Genomic DNA, 20,180 nt, shown 5'->3' with positions numbered 1-20,180 from the left:
AAATTTTGTCAGGGTGACATGAGACGATAGACAACAACGCCTCAAGCTGACAATCGCGAAAAACACATCGCGATAAGCTGACAAACTAAAAGCTCGGATGGATAAAATCTAGCTAGCCAATTTTATCCCGGGTGACAGCCAAAATTAACAAACAAATTTTGTCAGGGTGACATGAGACGATAGACAACAACGCCTCAAGCTGACAATCGCGAAAAACACATCGCGATAAGGTGACAAACTAAAATCTCGGTTGGATAAAATTTGCGCTGAAAATTTTATTCCAGGTGACAGCCAAAATTAACAAACAAATTTTGTCAGGGTGACATGAGGCGATAGACAACAACGCCTCAAGCTGACAATCGCGAATAAGACATCGCGATAAGCTGACAAACTAAAAGCTCGGATGGATAAAATCTAGCTATCCAATTTTATCCTGAGTGACAGAGGCGATAGACAACAACGCCTCAAGCTGACAATCGCGAAAAACACATCGCGATAAGGTGACAATCTAAAATCTCGGATGGATAAAATCTAGCTAGCCAATTTTATCCTGGGTGACAGCCAAAGATCTAAGCGGAATAAAATTTGCGCTGAAAATTTTATCCCAGGTGACACCTTTTAAAACGCGGATTAACTAAACCGCGTTTGCAAGTAATCAAACACCGCTCGTATACCAAACGCTTCACCGCCCTTTGGTCGACCTGGTAAGGCGCGAATATTGTAGGCCATCACGTCAAAGTGGCACCAATCAATATCATCAGGCAAGAATTTTTGTAAGTATAGGGCTGCGGTAATCGCACCACCGAATGGGCCAGAGGCACAGTTACTGAGATCAGCAATATCGCTTTGCAACATGTTCATATACGGTTGGTGTAGTGGCATCCGCCAAACAGGATCCTGATTGGTTAATCCCGCATCGGTGATGCCTTGAGCGGTAGCATCTTTGGTGGCAAAAAAACCCGGAAGTTCTGTCCCAAGGGCAACTCGCATCGCTCCGGTTAACGTCGCAAAATCGACGATAAGCTCAGGCTCATCTTCTAATGCAACATCCAACGCATCGCATAATACCAAGCGACCTTCGGCGTCGGTATTATCAATTTCCACGGTCAATCCGTTACGGGTGGTAATAACGTCGCCGGGTCGGAACGCATTACCCGCAATGGCATTTTCAACTGCGGGGATCAATACCCGTAAATTAACATTGAGATTAAAGGCCATGATCATCCGGGCCAGCCCGAGTACATGGGCAGCGCCGCCCATGTCTTTTTTCATTAAACGCATACCTGCGGCGGGCTTTACATCCAATCCACCACTGTCAAAACACACGCCTTTCCCCACTAAGGTGAGTTTCGGTGCCTGTTTATCGCCCCAGCGGATATCCAGTAATCTGGGTTGATGCTGACTGGCACGACCAACCGCGTGTATAGTCGGGTAGTTTTCGGTAAGTAAGTCATCACCAACAACTTCACTAAACTCAGCACCAAACTCAACGGCGAGCTGAGCACTGACTTCAGACAAATGCTGCGGCATCATATCTTGGGCCGGAGTGTTTACCAGATCTCTGACAAGTGCGGTTGCTTTGGCCAGCTCTGTTGCCTTATCGACTATGGTCTGGTCGCCAACGGCTAGAACAGGCAGAGCCTGCTTAGAAGATTTATAACGTTCAAACCGATAGGTACCGGTTAAAAATCCAAACGCAATCGCGATTTTATCGTCATCATTGGCATGCAAAAAATATTGTCCCGCTGGCAACTGATTCGCCAAATCACCACAGGCAAAAAACTCACGGCTATCTTTTACCGCAAATACCACACACGCAATATTACCATCGGCTGACGGGATCAAGCTCATGCCCTTGCCCTCAAAACCAGTCGCGGTTAACCATTGCACCACATTAGGTTGTTGATTTTGCAACCAGGCCTGATAGTCCTGATGATTAATGACATGTAAGGCAATGCCCTGATTTTCGGCATTTAATAATGACATAAACAGATTCTCTGTAGAGGATAAAATTGGCTTTATCTTAGCAGTTAAGATGGCATTGGAAAAGTTGCGGAAACCGCGTTGTGTAAAAGCATAGCGATTTCACCGATAGTGCCATCGTTGTATTAAAAATTGTGCTATTGCTAGCCAATGTCTACTACGTATTTAGGAGGGTGTAGTCAGGAGGAAACGACGCATAATATGTCTGGATATCAATGCTACAAAACCGTTACTATACTTCGTCAATCCGACGCAAAAGTTGATCGGCTTTTTCTAAAATCGACGTTTGTTGTTCAGCCGTTTTCTTTTGCCAGTTTGCATAAACCATGCGGGTACGGGGATTGGCTGAAAATTTGTCGATATTGCGGCTCATAAAATGCCAGTACAGCGCATTCAGTGGGCAGGCGTTGTCAGTATCAATCTCCCTTACCTCATAGTGACAATCACCACAATAATCACTCATTTTGTTGACATAATTACCACTGGCAGCATAAGCCTTGGAACCAACAATCCCGCCATCGGCGAATTGACTCATTCCTCGGGTGTTTGGAAGTTCTACCCATTCAATGGCATCCACGTAAATCCCTAAATACCAGGCATCGACCTGATTTGGATCGATTCCTGCAATCAAACAAAAATTTCCGGTGATCATTAACCGTTGAATATGGTGTGCATAGGCAAAGAGCAAGGATTGGGAAATGGCATGGTGCAAGCAGCGCATTTGGGTTTTCCCGGTCCAGAACCAGTCTGGTAATGTCCGTGAAGCCTGCAATGTATTCAAGGTCGCATATTGCGGCATATTGGCCCAGTAAATGCCGCGAATAAACTCTCGCCAGCCAAGGATTTGGCGCACAAAACCTTCTACCTGAGACAAGCTGATCTGCGCTTGATTAAGCTGATAGCATTCAACCACTCGATCGATGACTTCCTGCGGCGACAGCATTTTACTGTTCAGCGAAAAAGACAGACGGGAATGAAACAAACTCCATTGCTTATCCTCACCAAAAGGGTCAAGTTTGTCGGTCATCGCATCCTGAAACGTACCAAAGTTCGGCAGGCAAAAACGACAAAAATGCTCCAGTAGTTCTAGAGACTGTTGACGATTAACCGGCCATAACAGCCTATCCTGCGCCTCCCCTAAAGTCTGAACTTGATGTCGGGTCAATCGCGCTAAAATGTCACTGACATCGTTGGCGAACATACAGGGTTCGGGCACTGTCTTTAAATCATCAGGCTTTAATTTATTGCGATTGTCTTTGTCGTAATTCCACAGCCCTCCTTCGGGCTCATCGCCTTGCATCAAGACATTGAAACGGCGTCGCATTTTTCGATAAAACGCTTCCATCTGATGGCGCTTTCCCGATTCAAAATGTTGCGATAACTGAGCATCATCGATAAAAAAATGCTCGGTCGAAACCGCACGGTAACGAATGGCCAGCGAGCTGGAAAAATCCGCGAGTTGACGGCGAAGACGGTACTCATCCGGCAATTGATATTGAAACTCCTGAATTTGATACTGATCACAATAGTGGCGAAGCAAATCGGGCAAATCGTTAAAGCGTACCGTATCATCGAGGGTCAAATGAACGACGTCGAGATCCAATTGCCGCAAGCCATTAGCAAAATGTTCCATCGCAGAGAAAAAAGCGCAAATCTTTTGCACATGATGACGCACATAATCGGTTTCCTGGTGAAGTTCTGCGATAATGTAGAGCGTGTCACCGTCCACATTTTGATACCAAGAATGGCCGGCGTTTAGCTGATCCCCAAGTATTAGCCGTAAACGTTGATAACGAGTTTTCATCATTGCCTCTTCGCTTTTTGCCTATCATCGTTAAAACTGGCGCGCTTAACCGAATTGCTAAGGACCTTCATATTGCGCATACCTGCACAACGTTTTGAGCAATATTTCACCTTGTCCCAATCGCGTTCCCATTTTTTTCGCCACTCAAAGCAACGTTGACACACTGGACAAAGTTTAGAAGCATTGTTAGCTGCCCGCATTATCGTTCACCTTCGAGCATTATTGGCCAATCAACCATATCGACCGAATCAAGCGATGCACCATCACCTCTCCCCTGCCAGGTTTCAATAAATACGCCATCTGGGTCAAACATCTGCGTTTGTTTTTGTAAATTGAAATGCCGGCCGCCGCGGGGATCAACACCAACGCCGGCAATGTATTGCCAATTTCCCCAGTTACTCGCAACATCATAGTCGATTAACTGTTGCTGAAAATACGCCGCACCGTAACGCCAATCGATGCCAAGTTCATTAACCAGACAGCTAGCCACCAATTGTCTGCCTCTGTTGGACATAAATCCGGTCGAATTCAATTGCTGCATACAAGCATTCACAATGGCATATGGCGTATTGCCTTGACACCACTTTGCAAACCGCTCCGGGAAGAAACTGGTCAAAGGCGCTGAGCGAGCTAATCCGCGAAAGCGGAACAGTCGCTGTTCAAGCATCAACGCCAACCATTGGAAGTACTCACGCCATAACAATTCAAAGTAAATCCAATAAGTGGATTCATTAACGCCATGATCCTGCTCATACTGTTTTAAGTGGTAATAAATCTGGCGAGGGGAAATATTACCGATGCCAAGATACGGGCTAAACCCTGTACTGTTAAAACAGCCATCGAGTGCATTTCGGGTATTTTTATAGGTCGACGCAGCGCCGCTGGCAAAATAATCCAGCATGTGTTGCCATCCAGCGGTTTCGCCACCCCGATATTGGAATGGGTGTTGACTTAGCTGACTGTTACGAAGCTGACGGTTATTTAGTGGACGTTCGCTAGCATGGCTATTGCTAGATTGACTATTGCTAGATTGACTATTGCTAGATTGACTATCACTGAGTTGGCTTTTGTCAGGCTGGTCTATATCCGGTTGACCGGGGATGGGATCCTGCGGATGCGCAGCGTCAGGTTGGCAAAGTGAAACCCTTTGCGCCTGAGTTAACAAGGATAAAGATTGATTATCGGCAAAGACATTTTCAATATCTACGGATTTAACAGGCCGGGCATTGAAGGATTGCGCGTTGAAGGCTTGTGCGGCAAACGGGAGTACCCCGGCTTTTTCTACTTTTTTGCGAAAATAACTGAAGCTCTTCCAGCCTTGTTGTTTATCTGGCAGTGCTTGAGCGGATCGCAACTGCGCCGGGGTGTAAAGCGTCTGGGACCAATCTGTCAGAAAAGCAACCTGAGAGTGTGCTTTTGAGACGGCATTGCGCTGTTGACGTTCAAATAAACCGATAGGATTTGCCATGGCCAAGGTGTCAAAGCCAGCGTGTTTGAGCAAGCTGGTTAGTGCATTGACGGGCGACCCGAGCACCACGTTTAGCACATGGCCATACGATTGAAGCTGAACTTCCAGATCGCGCAAAGCCTGGCAAGTAAATTGCCAACGTATCGCCCCCATGGGCAATTGCTGGTAATTGGTTGGTTTGAACCACACGGGATCAACAACATAGATGAAGGCTATTTCATGACTTCGGTCGACCGCGTTTTGCAGTAACTGGTTGTCGGCCAAGCGTAAATCATGAGTAAAACAATATAGCGTTTTTCGCATTGGCATCGGACTTTTGAAGGATCATAACAATGTTTACGAACCTACCGCCGGAAAAGATTAGGTAGCCCTTCAAAAGAGCACTATTGAGCATAGCCAATTGGGCTCTCGATAAGCGTAGCAATTACCAATGATTGCCTATATTACCTATACATCTAAGTATGGGGTCGCGTATTTTTTGCATACAGATTAACCTAGACATTACCGCCCGGTCTTTGCCCGATAGTAAGTTAATGTTCCAGCGTCCCCCATTCCCTTATACCGTCATGGAATCCAAGGGCGGTGCATGCAAGGCTCACATCAAGACAAAAAGATCACCGTGGCTCCGCCAAGAAACACCATAAAGCCGACCACATCGGTAATGGTGGTTAGTATGACAGACCCTGCCAGGGCAGGATCAATACCAACCCGATCGAGTAATCTGGGGATCACAATACCGCAAATGGATGCCACCAACATATTAATGATCAGTGCCAGAGCAAGAATGATCGCAACCAAAGGATTATCAAACCATACATAGGCAATCGCACCGACAACCAATGCCCATACCAGGCCGTTAAGTGCAGCGACAATAACTTCTTTGCGGCGTAAATAGGTGAAATTGGAACTGTTTAATTGCCCTGTGGCGATCCCTCGGATCGCTAGCGTCAATGTTTGACTGCCGGTGATCCCGCCCATACTGGCAACAATCGGCATTAAAACGGCGAGTGCAACGACTTCAATCAGGACTTTATCAAACAACCCGATAACCGCCGATGCCAAAAATGCGGTAAGTAAATTGATGCCGAGCCAAACCGCCCGGCGTCTGGCACTGAGTAATATTGGCGCATACAAATCTTCGTCGCTCACTTGTCCCAAATGGGCCAGCTGGCTTTCATAATGCTCCTGAAAAACATCCAATGCATCCTGAACGGAAAAATTACCGACGAATCGGCCCTGTTCATCAATCACTGGCAATAATGAGCGTTGACTGCCACGAACAATATTGGATGCTTCCAATAAAGACAAGGTCGCGGAAATACTCGCATCGGCTTTATGTACTAACTCATTAATGGTTTGTGCCCCTTCGGCGGCAAGCAACTCATTAATAAACACTTCACCAACATAAGTCGCATCACTGTCAATGACCACATAGGCATGACCATCATGAAAATGTTCTTCTGTTTTCAACTCCCGCAGCACATCTTCCACCAGTGCAGCAGAGGCGATGGTATAAACCTCTTGGTTTGCATACCTGCCCACTTGCTCGCTGGTATAACTTAGCGACGTTTCTACCTGACTTTGTGAATCCGGAGCCAGTTTTTTGATCAGACGAACAATGGTTTTTTCCGGAAGTGAATCAAAGATTTCGACCACTTCCGTGTTACTGCCCGTAACCACGGCTTCTTCAATATTGGTCTGGGATAATTCCGATAAGAAATGGCCTCGAGCGTCTTCGCGCATTTCCGAAAGTACGCTACTTTTTAGCTCCGCAGGTACCGATTGCCAAAGCAATAAACGTTGAGAATTCAACAAGCTTTCAAATATCGACGCCCATTGATAAGCATTTAACCCTTGAAACGTTTCTGGCAACACAAAATCTGCAGAAGCCAGTTCGTTAATTAACTCATCGATATCGATATTTAAAGCCTGGTTATCACTCATTCTTCTCACTCGCTCGTTATCATCTTTTCAGTCTTTAATTCGAATTCTCGCCACAAGGTAAGCAAATCACTGGTGAGTTTTTGCTCAATCTCAAATGCCTCGCCGGTTGGACAAAACACACTAAAGCTTACCTTTATGCGCCCCAAATCTGTGGTCGATATATGGATATCCGGCTCAGGTCCGGAAATTTTCACATCCAAACGATTTTCAATCAGCGCATTGTACCGTTCAGCGACCTCATTAAAATCCTGACAATAAATCGCTGCCTTTTCTAATAAAGCCGGCTTTAAAAGAAATGGGTTCACCTCGGTATTTTCTTTCACCACGGAAAAAGTGTGATTAACGTAACGGCGCATGAAATTCAGGTTTTTCAATGACGACGTCATAAACTGATTATTGGGAATAAACACACTTTTACCGGTATAACCGTACGTCGCAGGATCGACTTCCAGCAAAATGACCTTTGCCCAGTCTGTCTCTGATACTTCGCCCGTATGATCACCTATTTTAATCCAGTCGCCAATACGAAATGGGGCGGTACTCTGGATATAGATAAAACCGATAAAACACTGAATAATTTCTTTAGTGACCAAGACGATGGCAACGACAAACGCGGCAACAGAGAGCGCAAATTTTTGCAACTCTACGCTCCACACAACGAAAATAGCGATAACCATCAACAGGTTAAGAATATTTTTTATGGTATTTAAGGTATGCCGATTATCTGCACCGGTACGGCTGGATTTTGCTTTAAGGCCCCGGGTAACTAGGGTTTTTAATAACCAGCAAAAAATCACAATTAACAGGGTTATCAGCAGTTTTGAGTGCATTAAATTTGTCCGGTAAATAAAAAGAGCGGTGTAAAAAATTCAAATCGGCTTTGATCCAATAGGAGCCATAATCCATTGTAATCAAATGAATTACATAAATATATTTGAATTTATAAAATACCTATTTGGGATAATGGCTGGCCGCATCAACAACGGTGTGAGATGCTTTATTCTCAAGCCAGCCAGGAACGCTAAACGGCGAGCGACTATTCTTGGTTATTGATTTGATTCAGAGCAATTTTTTCGATGTCGTCGATGCTTTTAAACTGACTATGCTCATAATATTTAAGCTCTAAGTTTATGCATTCTAACAACAAATCTTTATCCAGATAGTCCTTGGACTGCATACTGATGCAATACTCATACACTTCTTTGACAAACTCTGTATCAATGGTGTTTGTTTGTTCATTCGCCACTGTTGACGTTGATGCGACAAATAGCGCCAATAACAAATATAGCTTTTTCATGGTCTTCTCCTATAAAAGCGCTGCAAGCATAAGAAGTTAGCGGTCAAATCACCAACGAATTATTTCTATGGATAAGACAAATAATTTTGCAAATACTGACTAGAGCAACGTTGCAAATTTACCGGAGAAACTCAAAGGTCATTGAATTCTGGCAAACAGTTTTCGAAATTCATTAACCAGTAATTCATGACTGCTGTTTTTTCTAAACACCATATAAATTGGTCGCTTAATCTGTAATGGTGATGCAATCAGATAAAGAGACTTATCATCGATATAGTCATCTATCAGGGATGTTGGCAGATACGCGAAACCGCCTTTAGAAAGGATCAGTTCCAAAGCTATCATCGCCGTAGAGGTTTTAAAACTGGGTAATACCTTATGATGCAAGGCATGCTCTTTTTGAAAGGTGATCCCCCAATCGACGAGTATATAATCATCGACGCTGGCACTAAAATCGGGTCGGTTGCCGACTAAAGACAAATCAAAGTGACCGATTAATTCGTTGACAAAGTCGTCGTCCTTTATTGGATCCGTTAATAACCCGACATCCAATGTGCGTTCATCAAGCTTGCGTTGAATTGCTTCGCGCACAGAAATTTCGGTACCCAACACTAACGTATCAAAAAGCTCTAATGCCTCACGAATTCGCGAGCTAAAAAATGCGTCCCATACGTTAGGGGTCGCGGCAATGTTAAACGACAGTTTTTGTTGATCAGCGATTGAAACACTGAGCTTCGATTGTTCCATTTGACTGACGAGAAGATGGGCGTGGGCCAGCAAAGCTTCTCCTGCAGAAGTTAAGCGCAGATTATTTTTTTCACGAATCAGTAACTGTGTTGCGTAAAATTCTTCCAGCTGCTTAATTCTGGCACTGACAGCTGCCTGAGTGATATATAAGGTTTCAGCTGCACGCCCAAAATGCTTATATTCAGCTACAGCAAGAAAGGTTTTATATACTCTTAAGTCCATGTTGTTCGCCACAAATATTTAATTACTCCCAAAGTAAATAAATATTGTCTTTACGACAAATATTTTTTGATTTTCTTTTATAAAATTTTCTCCTAGATTCAACTCAATTGGTATCAGTTAAGCATTACCCCAAGTTCAATACTCGGTTGTTTTCTTTTCAACAGGAAGCGATTTGTCCGACCTTCTGTTGATGAAAGAATTGTTAAGTCAATCTGTACAGGAGAATCACATGCAGACTACGATTCGCAAAGGAAAATCACCTTTTTATGGTGAGCAGTCATTTGTCCATGGCATATCCAGAAGCGGCTATTTTAATCGCCGTGAATCACTGGAATTGCAGGAATACGGAAAAACATTTCAGGACTTATGTGACGGTGTTTTAGAGCCAGACAACGAAGAAGAGCTTCGTTTTATTCACGACATGCAACGCCATGACGAAAGTTCCCTTTATCCCGTTCGCTTGTGGAAAAAATATTTGGCGGCGGTAGAGAAGAATAAATCCTTTCACAGCTTTTCGAGAAGCAATGGTAAACCAGAGTCGTGGCAGACTCTTCAGGAAGGATTCGCTTAAGGGTTACATAAAATTCCGCGATTAATAAGCAATATTTTTGTTATCGATAAAAATTATTTGCAAGCATATTACAATTATTTTCTATATGCTCCGCGAAAAATTATATCGCTGCTACCATACAGTTATTTAACTCGCTTAACGTTAAGGCTAAGCCGATGAAAATTTGCTTTATTATGTACCCGTGGGATCGTGTGGATCCAGAAAATGACTCTACCCTTCGCTTAATTCACGAATGTGTTAAACGGGGCCATACGGTGGCCCTGTCGACCGTCAATAATCTCACCATACGCGACAGCGTTGCCAGTGCTTTTTGTGAAGTATTCACCAAGAAAAACAAGTGTTCGGATAATATTCCGAGCTTTTACAAAAATGCTGATTTCAAGCGAGCACAACTGCCTCTGGCAGGATTTGATGCGATAATCATGCGGGCCAATCCCCCGTTAGATACGTTGGCGCTGAACTTTCTCGATTCAGTTCGTGGCGATACCTTCATCATGAATGATCTGGATGGCCTGCGGATTGCCAACAATAAAATCTACACGGCATCGTTTCAGGATACAGCGAGCGAATTTATCCCGGCAACCCATGTTTCTAAAAATCGGGATTATCTGGAACGTATTTTTCAAGAATCCGATTCTAATCGCATGATCCTCAAACCATTGGATGGTTTTGGCGGTCGTGGCGTCATTGTTCTGGAAAAAAGTGCCAAGCAAAGCTTTAAGTCTTTACTCGATTTCTACATTGGTGGGGATGAGCATGGTAAAGGCAGCAACTACGTAATTTTACAAGATTATGTGGAAGGCGCCCAGGAAGGCGATGTGCGTATATTGATGCTAAATGGCGAGCCGATTGGCGCGATGAAGCGCATTCCAGCCTCTGATGATGTCCGCTCAAATGTTCATGCCGGCGGTTCTGTGGTGAAACACAAATTAACGGCTCAGGAGAAAAAACTGTGCAAATACATCGGGCCAAAGCTGGTTCGTGATGGATTGTATTTCACGGGAATTGATGTCATTGGTGGTAAGTTAATCGAAGTAAATGTGTTAAGCCCTGGTGGCATAGTGCGGATAAATAAACTGAACCGAGCAAAATTGCAGGCACAGGTAATCGATTTTGTTGAAAGTGTAGTCCACGCCAAAGAACTGGTGATGAGCCGAAAAACTGAATTTCGTCAGGTGATCGAAGATGCTAATGCTGTCTGAACAAGCGTGTATTGCCCGCATTAAAAATCGAGAGTGTTTCCACGCTGAAGTTGCTGACGGTGCATTCACCGTAAAAATTGACGAGTATACACCGGTCATCTGCGCTGCTATCCACAATGGTCATCGTCTTCGTGACGAGTTACAGAAAAGCTTTTTGTTAACGAAGCAAGAGCGCTATTTTGAGGAAGACCCATACACCGATGAGCTTATTTCATCATTTCCGATTCAACTGATTGGTAATGATTCGCGCTTTGAATATGACTTAAATCGCGCCAAAACGCTATCGACCTATTTTAAAACGGCCTGGAATAAGCAGGTTTGGCATAAGCCCTTGAGTCAAAAGCAACGAAGTAACAGTCATCGCAAGCATCAGTCGTTTTATAATGTTCTGGAAGCGATTATCGAGGTCATCGAAACAGAGTTTAAAAATGCCATCGTCTTTGACATCCATTCATACAATTACAAGCGTATAGAAAAAGACACGCCAACGTTTAATATCGGTTCTGGACAAATTGATGTTGAGCGTTGGGGTCGTGTGGTCAATTATTTTGAAAAGCAACTCAATCAAATAGAGCTGCCAAATATTAAGGTCAGAGCGGCAACCGATGAAGTTTTCCATGGCCGAGGCTACTTGATCACCCATGTAAATTCGCATTTTGACAATACCTTGGTATTACCAACTGAGGTAAAGAAAGTTTTTATGGATGAAACATCAGGCGACGCTTACCCTTTGGTATTGGAAGATCTAAAAGCTGGATTCAAAGATGCCATTTCCGAAACTGCGGCTTACTTTGTGCGCCGTTATGGCTCCAAAAAAAGCGTCCGTAAAGCCGACATACTGTCATCCAATATCGGCGCAGAAGTGATCAATCTTGATAAACAATTGTTTAGCCTGAGTCGTCACATAGAAACGCTCAATTTTATTAATCCGGTGAACCTCACAGCACAACGAAATAAATTTTTAAAACGCAATAGCTATCTATCGCCGGCGTTTACCTATCGACAGTTAAATATTGACCCCTATAGCTTTCGGGAGCAATTGTATAAGCTTGAAGTGGACAATATTCTCGATGCTGGGATTGCCCAATTATACCGGCACGTTATCGACAACCTGGCAAACAAGATAGATTTACTTACCACGATTGGCACCGACGATTTTATCTACAACTCGTTGAAATATTATGGTGAGCCAAGTCAGACTGACATTGCCAATGCCCGATTTTTATTGCATTTGAAACCTGAAAATAATGTTGATGAACAATATCTGTCTGCCGATCAAGCGGTTGAATATTTTCGCCAACAGGCATCGGACTGGGGATTAAAATGCCGAGTGGAAAAATCAGCAAAAATTGTCGCCAAAGCCATGGTAAATAATGACAAAGCACTGCTTTTGATTAATAAAGATGCAAGATTTAGTAATAAAGAGATCCACGCATTTGCCTACCATGAATTGGGCATCCATATGCTGACCACAATTAATGCCAAACAGCATCCTTTAAAAGTGTTTAGCCTGGGTTTAGCTGGCAATACTTATACTCAGGAAGGACTGGCGTTATATAGTGAATATTGTTCAGGGAGCCTGACAATTTCTCGACTACAAACCATTGCATTACGCGTGATCGCGGTCAAATACATGCTCGAGCACAATGATTTTGTCAAAACCTATCATGCATTGCTCAATGAATTTGAGTTGGACAAAGCCTTTGCATTTAACTTAACAACCCGGGTATATCGCGGCGGTGGCTTTACCAAGGACTTTCTTTACTTGCGAGGCTTTCGTGATGTTCTGGCACTTGCCAAACAAGGCTCCATTGACAATCTTCTGGTAGGTAAAACCGGATTATTGGATTTTGATGTTATCAATGAGCTCGTCGAGCGTGGGATGGTAAATAAACCAGAATCACTGTTTGATTTAAGTTACAAGGAAAGTGGCGATACCGTTCTCGACTTCATCGTTAACTCATTGTATTAGATGGTTTATACCATTGAAAACATAACGATATTGTTAAGTTTTATGGCCATAAAGTGTTAAACGGTGGTGTGGTAAATAAAGGTATCACCCTAGAGGCTTATCAGCGTTAGGGTGAACCTTTGTTCGTTACGTTGTTGGCGATAGTTCTGCATTGAATCCACTCAGAGGAAAGGTCCCTAATATGGATTTAATACCAATTACGTCTGCCACTATTGTCTAAACTTCATTTCTTGAAGTAATGATGTGCTCATGATGGTGCGATATTCTGCACGGTCACCGCTTTCACTTTGCATTTTATCCATACTTTTCTTAGCCCAGGCCATATACTTCTTGCGTCGTTGTTCATCCTCTTCGACTGACGCCATATTTTTAAAAACACTGACAATATAAAGATCAGGCTCATCAGAACGTGGATGCACATTGCTGATGATATAGTAATCTTCGATCCAGCCTTCAGACTTGGAAAATTCAAGGTTTTCACGTAATTCACTGGCTAACCACTTAGCATATTTTAACCCAGCTCCATCCGCTACTTTGACGCCTGTAACCTCCCAATAATTTCCACCAATAAACGGTGGTTCATCATCAGCATAAGCATGTTGCATCGCAAACATACTGAAAAAGAAAAACAGCAGACCTGTTAATAAGTTAGTATTCATATTCGTCTCCGAAATGGGCACCCAAAATTGAGCGCCAGAGTTAAACAGACTAGTTTAGATTACACATTTGTCTAATTCAAAAAGCCAAACAACTAAAAGCTGAAACGGCCCATGAGAAAAATATAAAAATTCCAAAGATAAGTTGGTTATATCAATTCCTCATCGGAGTGGTTTTTACAACCACAGAGAATTATTTAGACACCCATGAGTAAATACCAATAATAACCGCACTGCGCAGATATATAAGAGGATCATTGAGACACCCACGTTATCATCTATGGTTTTGAATTGTTCAGAAGCGCTAATCGGAGCTGTTTGTGTTTCAGGGAAGTGAAGATCAGATTTTAAGAAAAAAGCGAGAAGATTGTTGATGGATAGTTGCAATAAAAGCCAGCATGAGGCCAGGACCAGGCTCTCTATGTCTACTTATTCACATTAACACAAAGTAGAGAATTATTTAGACACCCATGAGTAAGTACCAATAATAGCCACACTGCGCATACATATAAGAGGATCATTGAGACCCCCATCGTTATCATCTATGGTTTTTAATCATTCAGAAACGCTAATCGGAGCTTTTTGTGTTTCGAAGAAGTGAAGATCAGATTCTAATAAAAAAGCGAGGAAATGTTTGGTGGATAATTGCGATAAAAACCAGCATGAGGCCTGAACTAGGCTCGCTATGTTTACTAATTCACATTAATGTCTTTTTTGAACAATTTTATTAATTGCCGAACAATGTCCGACTAGAAAACAAATTCGGCCGTCGAATTCGATTTTGAAGTTCACAAAAATACCTCAATGCAGCGCATTGTCCAACAGGACCTTTAAAATGAATTTCAAATTTTGTGGTTAGGTTTAACCAGTTATCAGCAGAAATATTTAGTCTCGTTAGAATATTTGGTATGTGAATATCTATGTATCCGGAGTCTTTATCTCGTATGGATCGCCCTGTTAAGTCCACGAGTTCAATATAATCTTGAAGTAGAAACGGCAAACAGCCATTCAATTTATCGTTAGAACCACCGTCAAATGTCATCAATTCTTGTGGCTGCTTTTTCTTTAACGCCGCTTCGATCCGTAGCTTGATGCTTGTATATTGAGAAGTCTCTGGAGTCTTAGATTTACCTGCCCTAATTGGATTCAGCTCTACGTAAGCCATACAAGCTAACAGCGCAGCTTCATCCAACAGTGCCTGACTAGTGAACCTTCCTTCCCAAAATCGCCCAGTACAATCATCCTCTGCATTGGCCATCCTTGCTATCGGCTCATTTAGGAGTCTCATAAACCAGCTAATATCAAATAAGCGTTTTCTATAGATGCCTATACTACTTTTTAAAGTTGATTCCTGATACACATCTACCTGACCATTCGTTTCAAATTGCCTAGTGATTTCAGTTCCTTTACAGACCTGATGCCAACGCATAACGACTTGTCTGTCAGTCAATTGCAACGCTTTTTTCTTATTAATATGGAGTACTAAATGACTATGATTACTCATCACAGCATACGCACAGACATCGATACAAAATACCTGCGCCAAAAACAATAGCCTTTGTTCTATCCAACCGCGCCGATGTTCATAACTAACATTGGTTGCCTTATCTACTCCGCATAAATACGCTCGTCGTACGCAGCGACTAATGCAATGATAATATGGCGTAGCCTGAAGGCAGACTTGCTGTTTTCTCGGGGTTGGCATGATTCCTGTCCTTGGAATATACGGTTAAGTATTAGCGTAGCCAACTTTTTAACTTGTGCTAGGTGAATATATTGCTGGGTGTCTATGTTAAGACAGATTATGGTGGAACCGATGGGTGTCTAAGTTATGGCATTAGCGTAGCCAACTTTTTAACTTGTGCTAGGTGAATATATTGCTGGGTGTCTATGTTAAGACAGATTATGGTGGAACCGATGGGTGTCTAAGTTATGGCATTGAAGACCGCTTATGCCATAAACGATGGGTGTCTATGTTATGGCTTCTAAGTATGGATTTTTTAAGAAGGCATAAAAAAAGCAGTAGCTTTGGGCTACTGCTTTTTATCTATAAACGGGTTGTTTATTTAAGTTTTTTCAATGGCTCAACTTTCGGGATAAGAATCCATACCGCCGCCATGGCGATGATTGCCAAAGACGCACCGATAACAAACGCAGGCGTATAGTTACCATCAGCCGTTAAAATTGGTACAAGCGCCGTTAGGCCAACCGCACCAAGTTTCGCTGCCATACCGGAAATACCCGCTAGTGTACCAACCGATTTTTTGCCCAATAAGTCACTTGGAAGGGTTTGGACATTACCAATCGCCGTCTGGAAACCAAACAGGATCACCGCCATAATCATTACTGCAACCGCAGGCGCACCAGGGTTTGCCATCGCCAGTAAGGCCGGCAACATGATTAAACAGCCCAAAGTAATGGTTAACTTACGAGTTTTATCGGTACTCCATCCGGCTTTCATGCGGTTTTGCGCCAACAATCCACCAAACCAGGCACCAAACATAGCACCTACATACGGTACCCAACCATAAATACCGATAGATTTAACATCCATGGCGTACACTTCATTAAGGTAAATTGGGATCCAGAATACGAACAACCACCAAATTGGATCGATAGCAGCCGATGCGATAATCACACCCCAGCTTTGCTTACGAGATAGCAACTCACCGGTACTCGGGTTATATTCTTCCTCTTCTACACCATCGTCTGTACTTTCAGTACGGCGCTGACCGGTAAGAATATACTCACGCTCTTCTTCGCTGATCCAAGGGTGAGAACCCGGTGGCGCTTTCACTAACACTAACCATGGGATAAGCCATAAAAGCCCCACTAAACCAACGATAACAAATACCATCTTCCAGCTAAAATAAACGGTTAAGAATGCAATAAGCGGGATAGCAATGATACCGCCGATGGCGGCGCCTGAGTTAAAAATACCTTGCGCCAGGGCACGCTCTTTGGTTGGAAACCATTCGGCATTACCTTTGGCGGCACCAGGCCAGTTCCCCGCTTCTGCCACACCTAAAATAGCGCGGAAAATACTGAAGCTTAAAACGCCCTGAGCAAATGCATGGGCAACGGTAGCCAATGACCAGACACCAATGGAAAGAACAAAACCGATTCGGGTACCAACCCAATCGAAGATTTTACCAAAAATCGCCTGACCAAAAGCATAGGCAAATACAAACACAATAGAAATATTGGCGTAAATTTGCTTACGCTCTAGCGCAGATTCATCCGGGAATAAATCTTCAACGATATCAGGCCATAGTACACTTAGAGCCTGACGGTCGATGTAGTTAATGATGGTGGCGAGAGCAATCAGCATGATCACCCACCAACGTAATCCTTTCACTTGCATCTTGTTGTACCTCTTATTTTTTATTGTTCTTTTATTAATTATTCTTCGATGAAGTCTTCACGAGCCGGGCTAAAAGTATCAATAAGGATACCACCGGTAGGAGACACTGCGCCGTGCTCAACATGAGGAGGGATCAAACAGCTATCACCGGCTTTCATCACTTTTACAACACCATCGATGCTGAAGTGAAATTCACCTTCTTCCACATAGGTTACCTGAGAGTGACGATGCTTGTGCACATAACCTTCTGCGCCTTTGTCAAACCAGACTTTAACCGCCATTAATTCATGGTTGTAACCCAACATCTGACGCTTTAGGCCACCGCCTAAATCTTCAATTTCAGTCTCGTTACCACATAAAAAATGTTCACTTTGCTTTTGCATTTTCATATTTCCTAATGGTTTTGGTACTTGTTTAACAACGTACTTAGTTTAAGTTGTTCAGTGTAAACGTTTAGCGTCATCCGCTTCTCGCCCATTAAACCATCAAAGTACCCATACCTTTTGTGTAAAAAGCGCGGTAACCATATCTCTGTTAAAGAGGGTCGCCGCGCCTTTCTAATAACTTTTTGTTCTTACTTTTTTAATGTAAGAAAATAATCAAAGATTTCAGGAACGTTGCCATTCCCCATACCAGCATCAAACGCTGCCTGTAAGTTCGAAGAAGAACCTTGAGCAATTTCTGAAACCGTACCTAAATCTTCAACCATCTTTAAGAAGTAACCAAGATCTTTGTTGGCATTGGCAATTGAGAAGCCTAAGTCACTGTTGTTATCTACTGCGTAATTCTTACAGAATTGCATAAACGGTGAATTCGAAGGACCCGTTGACATGATATCGAATAATTGTTGACGATCAACGCCAGCTAAATCAGCTACCGCAAATGCTTGTGACATAGCACATACTGTTGTCATGCCCATGAAGTTGTTGATTAGTTTGGTCGTGTGACCCGCACCTAGAGCACCTAGGTGGAATACGTTCTCACCTTGCTCTTCAAGAACAGGTTTTACTTTATTGAACGTATCGATATCACCTGCAGCCATGATGTTTAACAGGCCGTCTTTTGCGTGAGCTGGTGTGCGACCAAGAGGTGCATCAATCATACCAACGCCTTTGGCCGCTAAATCAGCGCCGATTTTTTGCGTTGATGTAGGAATAGATGTACCGAAGTCGATTAAAACAGAACCTTCTTTGATACCCGCCAGGATACCTTCGTCGCCGTAAACAACCTTTTCAACGATAGCTGAAGTCGTAAGACACAGCATTACAATGTCACTAGCCTCAGCAAGTTCTTTAGCTGAATTTGCTGCAGTGGCGCCGCGAGCAACACACGCTGCAACAGCATCTTTATTAAGGTCCATTACGTTTAGCGTATAGCCTCTGTTTTGTAAATTCTCGACCATATTGCCGCCCATAAGGCCAAGACCGATAAAACCAATGACAGGTTTAGACATGTTTAACTCCTGAATCGTTTAGCGTTTATTGTTAAGAGACTGATTCACTGCTTGCTCAAAACTTCGCTACATTACTTTATTAAATTTAATAATGCCCGTGAAAACTACGTAAATTAACAGGGCGTTATTCATTACTTATCTTTTTAATGAGTTGTATTGCAATCAATAAAAAGGAAACTTTTTCAATGGTATCTTGCGCCTGCGCTAAGAGTTGTAGCTAATAATCAATCGACTAACCGCAACTTCAAACCAAGCATTACATGACGCTTGCAAACGACCGTATGATAGTAATTTTTTACGTTATCATCTGCATTTGCTATCTACCATTAGCTTTCACTACTAATAGGTGCTCATTCAAACAATAGGTAAAACAATTGTCAAGCATTTTGGTTAACCATTTTGTTATACACCATGACCAACTTAATGACCAAACCGTGAAAACCCATGCAGCAATAGTCAAAAAAGCCTTTACCTATGAATATTTTTAGCTTCAGCAGCATTAAATACGTTTAACATTCGCCCTGTTTTAATTAGGTGACAATGTACCAATGGCTACGTATCTAACGACAAAAATCGAATAACTAACTTTCCCCAAAAATATCGATAGATTTAAGTGGTGCCATCATTATAAGCCAGCTCTGTAAAAGCAGCGTTAAAATACACAACATCTGTTCACAAACTGTCACTACTAGAATTAAAATTAGCCAAGACAAACTTTGCTAATTTGATTAAATAAACTTAGATTCAGACACTTACAATAAAACATTAAAATTCCCGATATAATGTTAAATAACATCAATCACAGTCTCATTCTGTCGACACAAAAAAGGATTGAGTATACAAAAAATAATTTTAGCGACTTAATTTTTGAGAACGGTAATGCTCGCAAAGATTTGGTTATACATTTCCAAGCGAAGAATAAGGCTAATTGTAACTTAAAAACCTGTTCTAATTTTAGAATCAGAGTTATCTATGAAAGTGCACAATTGACCTGTCAAATTGCTCGGATAAATCCTGCAAAAAGTTCTGATAAGCCATCATAACAATAACAAATTTTACATACCTTCAACTGCAACCATCATAAATACTGAGTTAAAACAATGTTATACGGACGTAAATGGTAAGACATTCTGCTGTATCATTATATGAAGAAATAGTGTCGAAAATAGTCTATCTGCGCAATAAATTTGGTTGCAAATTTCTCACCACCGCCAAGATTGTAATACCATATAAGTAAAAGAATTGTTAATTTTGTAATACCATTTCTTGACCAGCGGTTTACAATGTGTAATGTTTAACCAATCCATCAATAGGATGATTACACAAAAAAAACAAAATCAAGGGGAGAACCATGAAGTTTAAACTTTCACAGGTTTCATTAGCAATGCTATCTGCGTCAACTATGGCGTTTGGTGGTATGGCCTACGCACAAGAAGACAATTCAACAGCAAGCAATCAAGATATCGAAGTTATCGAAGTGTCCGGTATTCGCTCTGC

15 protein-coding genes and 1 pseudogene are annotated in these 20,180 nt (G+C 42.5%); 3 read left to right on the top strand and 13 right to left on the bottom strand.

Features of this window, described 5'->3' with window-relative positions:
* Window positions 1-630: 630 nt before the first annotated feature.
* From ACHUFQ_RS13845 to ACHUFQ_RS13810, 8 genes and pseudogenes are all read right to left on the bottom strand, one after another.
* A complete protein-coding gene (locus ACHUFQ_RS13845) occupies window positions 631-1,986 on the bottom strand; it encodes a leucyl aminopeptidase family protein (protein WP_394176411.1) in 1,356 nt (451 codons plus the stop codon).
* 229 nt (window positions 1,987-2,215) lie between these two features.
* Complete coding sequence (locus ACHUFQ_RS13840; protein ID WP_394176437.1) at window positions 2,216-3,787, bottom strand: cryptochrome/photolyase family protein; 1,572 nt, start codon at window positions 3,785-3,787, stop codon at window positions 2,216-2,218.
* A gap of 74 nt (window positions 3,788-3,861) precedes the next feature.
* Window positions 3,862-3,987: pseudogene (locus ACHUFQ_RS13835) on the bottom strand (DUF2256 domain-containing protein); the annotation flags it as partial.
* The gene (locus ACHUFQ_RS13830; RefSeq protein ID WP_394176409.1) at window positions 3,987-5,558 is read right to left on the bottom strand and encodes a DASH family cryptochrome; all 1,572 of its coding nucleotides are present in this window, start codon (window positions 5,556-5,558) and stop codon (window positions 3,987-3,989) included. The gene ACHUFQ_RS13830 and the pseudogene ACHUFQ_RS13835, both read right to left, overlap by 1 nt.
* Window positions 5,559-5,855: 297 nt before the next feature.
* The gene (locus tag ACHUFQ_RS13825; RefSeq protein ID WP_394176408.1) at window positions 5,856-7,199 is read right to left on the bottom strand and encodes a magnesium transporter; all 1,344 of its coding nucleotides are present in this window, start codon (window positions 7,197-7,199) and stop codon (window positions 5,856-5,858) included.
* 5 nt (window positions 7,200-7,204) lie between these two features.
* Window positions 7,205-8,029 (bottom strand): mechanosensitive ion channel family protein, encoded by an 825-nt coding sequence (locus ACHUFQ_RS13820; RefSeq protein ID WP_394176407.1) that lies wholly within the window; start codon window positions 8,027-8,029, stop codon window positions 7,205-7,207.
* 206 nt (window positions 8,030-8,235) lie between these two features.
* Window positions 8,236-8,496, bottom strand: a complete 261-nt coding sequence (locus ACHUFQ_RS13815) for a hypothetical protein (RefSeq protein WP_394176405.1) — start codon at window positions 8,494-8,496, stop codon at window positions 8,236-8,238.
* A 138-nt stretch (window positions 8,497-8,634) separates the two neighbouring features.
* Window positions 8,635-9,465 carry a LysR family transcriptional regulator gene (locus ACHUFQ_RS13810; RefSeq protein WP_394176404.1) on the bottom strand — a complete coding sequence of 277 codons (831 nt, stop codon included), beginning with the start codon at window positions 9,463-9,465 and terminating at the stop codon, window positions 8,635-8,637.
* A gap of 229 nt (window positions 9,466-9,694) precedes the next feature.
* On the opposite strand from ACHUFQ_RS13810, the gene maoP reads away from it, so the two are divergent.
* The 3 genes from maoP (at window position 9,695) to ACHUFQ_RS13795 (ending at window position 13,210) form a co-directional block, all read left to right on the top strand.
* Window positions 9,695-10,036: a DUF413 domain-containing protein gene (gene maoP, locus ACHUFQ_RS13805; protein ID WP_394176403.1), complete on the top strand. Its 342-nt coding sequence runs from the start codon at window positions 9,695-9,697 to the stop codon at window positions 10,034-10,036.
* Window positions 10,037-10,191: 155 nt separating this feature from the next.
* Window positions 10,192-11,238 carry a glutathione synthase gene (gene gshB, locus ACHUFQ_RS13800; protein WP_394176402.1) on the top strand — a complete coding sequence of 349 codons (1,047 nt, stop codon included), beginning with the start codon at window positions 10,192-10,194 and terminating at the stop codon, window positions 11,236-11,238.
* Complete coding sequence (locus tag ACHUFQ_RS13795) at window positions 11,222-13,210, top strand: flavohemoglobin expression-modulating QEGLA motif protein (RefSeq protein ID WP_394176401.1); 1,989 nt, start codon at window positions 11,222-11,224, stop codon at window positions 13,208-13,210. Before gshB ends, ACHUFQ_RS13795 begins: the two co-directional genes overlap by 17 nt.
* A 209-nt stretch (window positions 13,211-13,419) precedes the next feature.
* On the opposite strand, the gene ACHUFQ_RS13790 is transcribed toward ACHUFQ_RS13795, so the two are convergent.
* The 5 genes from ACHUFQ_RS13790 to ACHUFQ_RS13770 all read right to left on the bottom strand — a co-directional run bounded on the left by ACHUFQ_RS13790 (window position 13,420) and on the right by ACHUFQ_RS13770 (window position 18,683).
* Window positions 13,420-13,869 carry a hypothetical protein gene (locus ACHUFQ_RS13790; protein ID WP_394176399.1) on the bottom strand — a complete coding sequence of 150 codons (450 nt, stop codon included), beginning with the start codon at window positions 13,867-13,869 and terminating at the stop codon, window positions 13,420-13,422.
* Between the two features lie 724 nt (window positions 13,870-14,593).
* Window positions 14,594-15,571: a transposase gene (locus ACHUFQ_RS13785; protein WP_394176397.1), complete on the bottom strand. Its 978-nt coding sequence runs from the start codon at window positions 15,569-15,571 to the stop codon at window positions 14,594-14,596.
* Between the two features lie 357 nt (window positions 15,572-15,928).
* Window positions 15,929-17,230: an MFS transporter gene (locus tag ACHUFQ_RS13780; protein WP_394176396.1), complete on the bottom strand. Its 1,302-nt coding sequence runs from the start codon at window positions 17,228-17,230 to the stop codon at window positions 15,929-15,931.
* A gap of 38 nt (window positions 17,231-17,268) precedes the next feature.
* Entirely contained in the window at window positions 17,269-17,613 is a 345-nt protein-coding gene (locus tag ACHUFQ_RS13775; RefSeq protein ID WP_394176394.1) for a cupin domain-containing protein, read from the bottom strand.
* Window positions 17,614-17,804: 191 nt separating this feature from the next.
* Window positions 17,805-18,683, bottom strand: a complete 879-nt coding sequence (locus ACHUFQ_RS13770; protein ID WP_394176393.1) for an NAD(P)-dependent oxidoreductase — start codon at window positions 18,681-18,683, stop codon at window positions 17,805-17,807.
* Window positions 18,684-20,180: the final 1,497 nt, after the last annotated feature.

It is taken from the genome of Thalassotalea litorea, assembly GCF_043642205.1.
GTDB classification, from domain to species: Bacteria; Pseudomonadota; Gammaproteobacteria; order Enterobacterales; family Alteromonadaceae; genus Thalassotalea_A; species Thalassotalea_A litorea.
This window is presented reverse-complemented; position numbering and strand designations above follow the sequence as displayed.

What these genes read in the sequence shown, in the direction of transcription:
- ACHUFQ_RS13825 (WP_394176408.1), bottom strand. Translation starts at nt 7,199, where the DNA reads ATGAGTGATAACCAGGCTTTAAATATCGATATCGATGAGTTAATTAAC.
- ACHUFQ_RS13815 (WP_394176405.1), bottom strand. Translation starts at nt 8,496, where the DNA reads ATGAAAAAGCTATATTTGTTATTGGCGCTATTTGTCGCATCAACGTCA.
- gshB (WP_394176402.1), top strand. Translation starts at nt 10,192, where the DNA reads ATGAAAATTTGCTTTATTATGTACCCGTGGGATCGTGTGGATCCAGAA.
- ACHUFQ_RS13830 (WP_394176409.1), bottom strand. Translation starts at nt 5,558, where the DNA reads ATGCGAAAAACGCTATATTGTTTTACTCATGATTTACGCTTGGCCGAC.
- ACHUFQ_RS13790 (WP_394176399.1), bottom strand. Translation starts at nt 13,869, where the DNA reads ATGAATACTAACTTATTAACAGGTCTGCTGTTTTTCTTTTTCAGTATG.
- ACHUFQ_RS13770 (WP_394176393.1), bottom strand. Translation starts at nt 18,683, where the DNA reads ATGTCTAAACCTGTCATTGGTTTTATCGGTCTTGGCCTTATGGGCGGC.
- ACHUFQ_RS13795 (WP_394176401.1), top strand. Translation starts at nt 11,222, where the DNA reads ATGCTAATGCTGTCTGAACAAGCGTGTATTGCCCGCATTAAAAATCGA.
- ACHUFQ_RS13820 (WP_394176407.1), bottom strand. Translation starts at nt 8,029, where the DNA reads ATGCACTCAAAACTGCTGATAACCCTGTTAATTGTGATTTTTTGCTGG.
- maoP (WP_394176403.1), top strand. Translation starts at nt 9,695, where the DNA reads ATGCAGACTACGATTCGCAAAGGAAAATCACCTTTTTATGGTGAGCAG.
- ACHUFQ_RS13810 (WP_394176404.1), bottom strand. Translation starts at nt 9,465, where the DNA reads ATGGACTTAAGAGTATATAAAACCTTTCTTGCTGTAGCTGAATATAAG.
- ACHUFQ_RS13845 (WP_394176411.1), bottom strand. Translation starts at nt 1,986, where the DNA reads ATGTCATTATTAAATGCCGAAAATCAGGGCATTGCCTTACATGTCATT.
- ACHUFQ_RS13780 (WP_394176396.1), bottom strand. Translation starts at nt 17,230, where the DNA reads ATGCAAGTGAAAGGATTACGTTGGTGGGTGATCATGCTGATTGCTCTC.
- ACHUFQ_RS13775 (WP_394176394.1), bottom strand. Translation starts at nt 17,613, where the DNA reads ATGCAAAAGCAAAGTGAACATTTTTTATGTGGTAACGAGACTGAAATT.
- ACHUFQ_RS13785 (WP_394176397.1), bottom strand. Translation starts at nt 15,571, where the DNA reads ATGCCAACCCCGAGAAAACAGCAAGTCTGCCTTCAGGCTACGCCATAT.
- ACHUFQ_RS13840 (WP_394176437.1), bottom strand. Translation starts at nt 3,787, where the DNA reads ATGAAAACTCGTTATCAACGTTTACGGCTAATACTTGGGGATCAGCTA.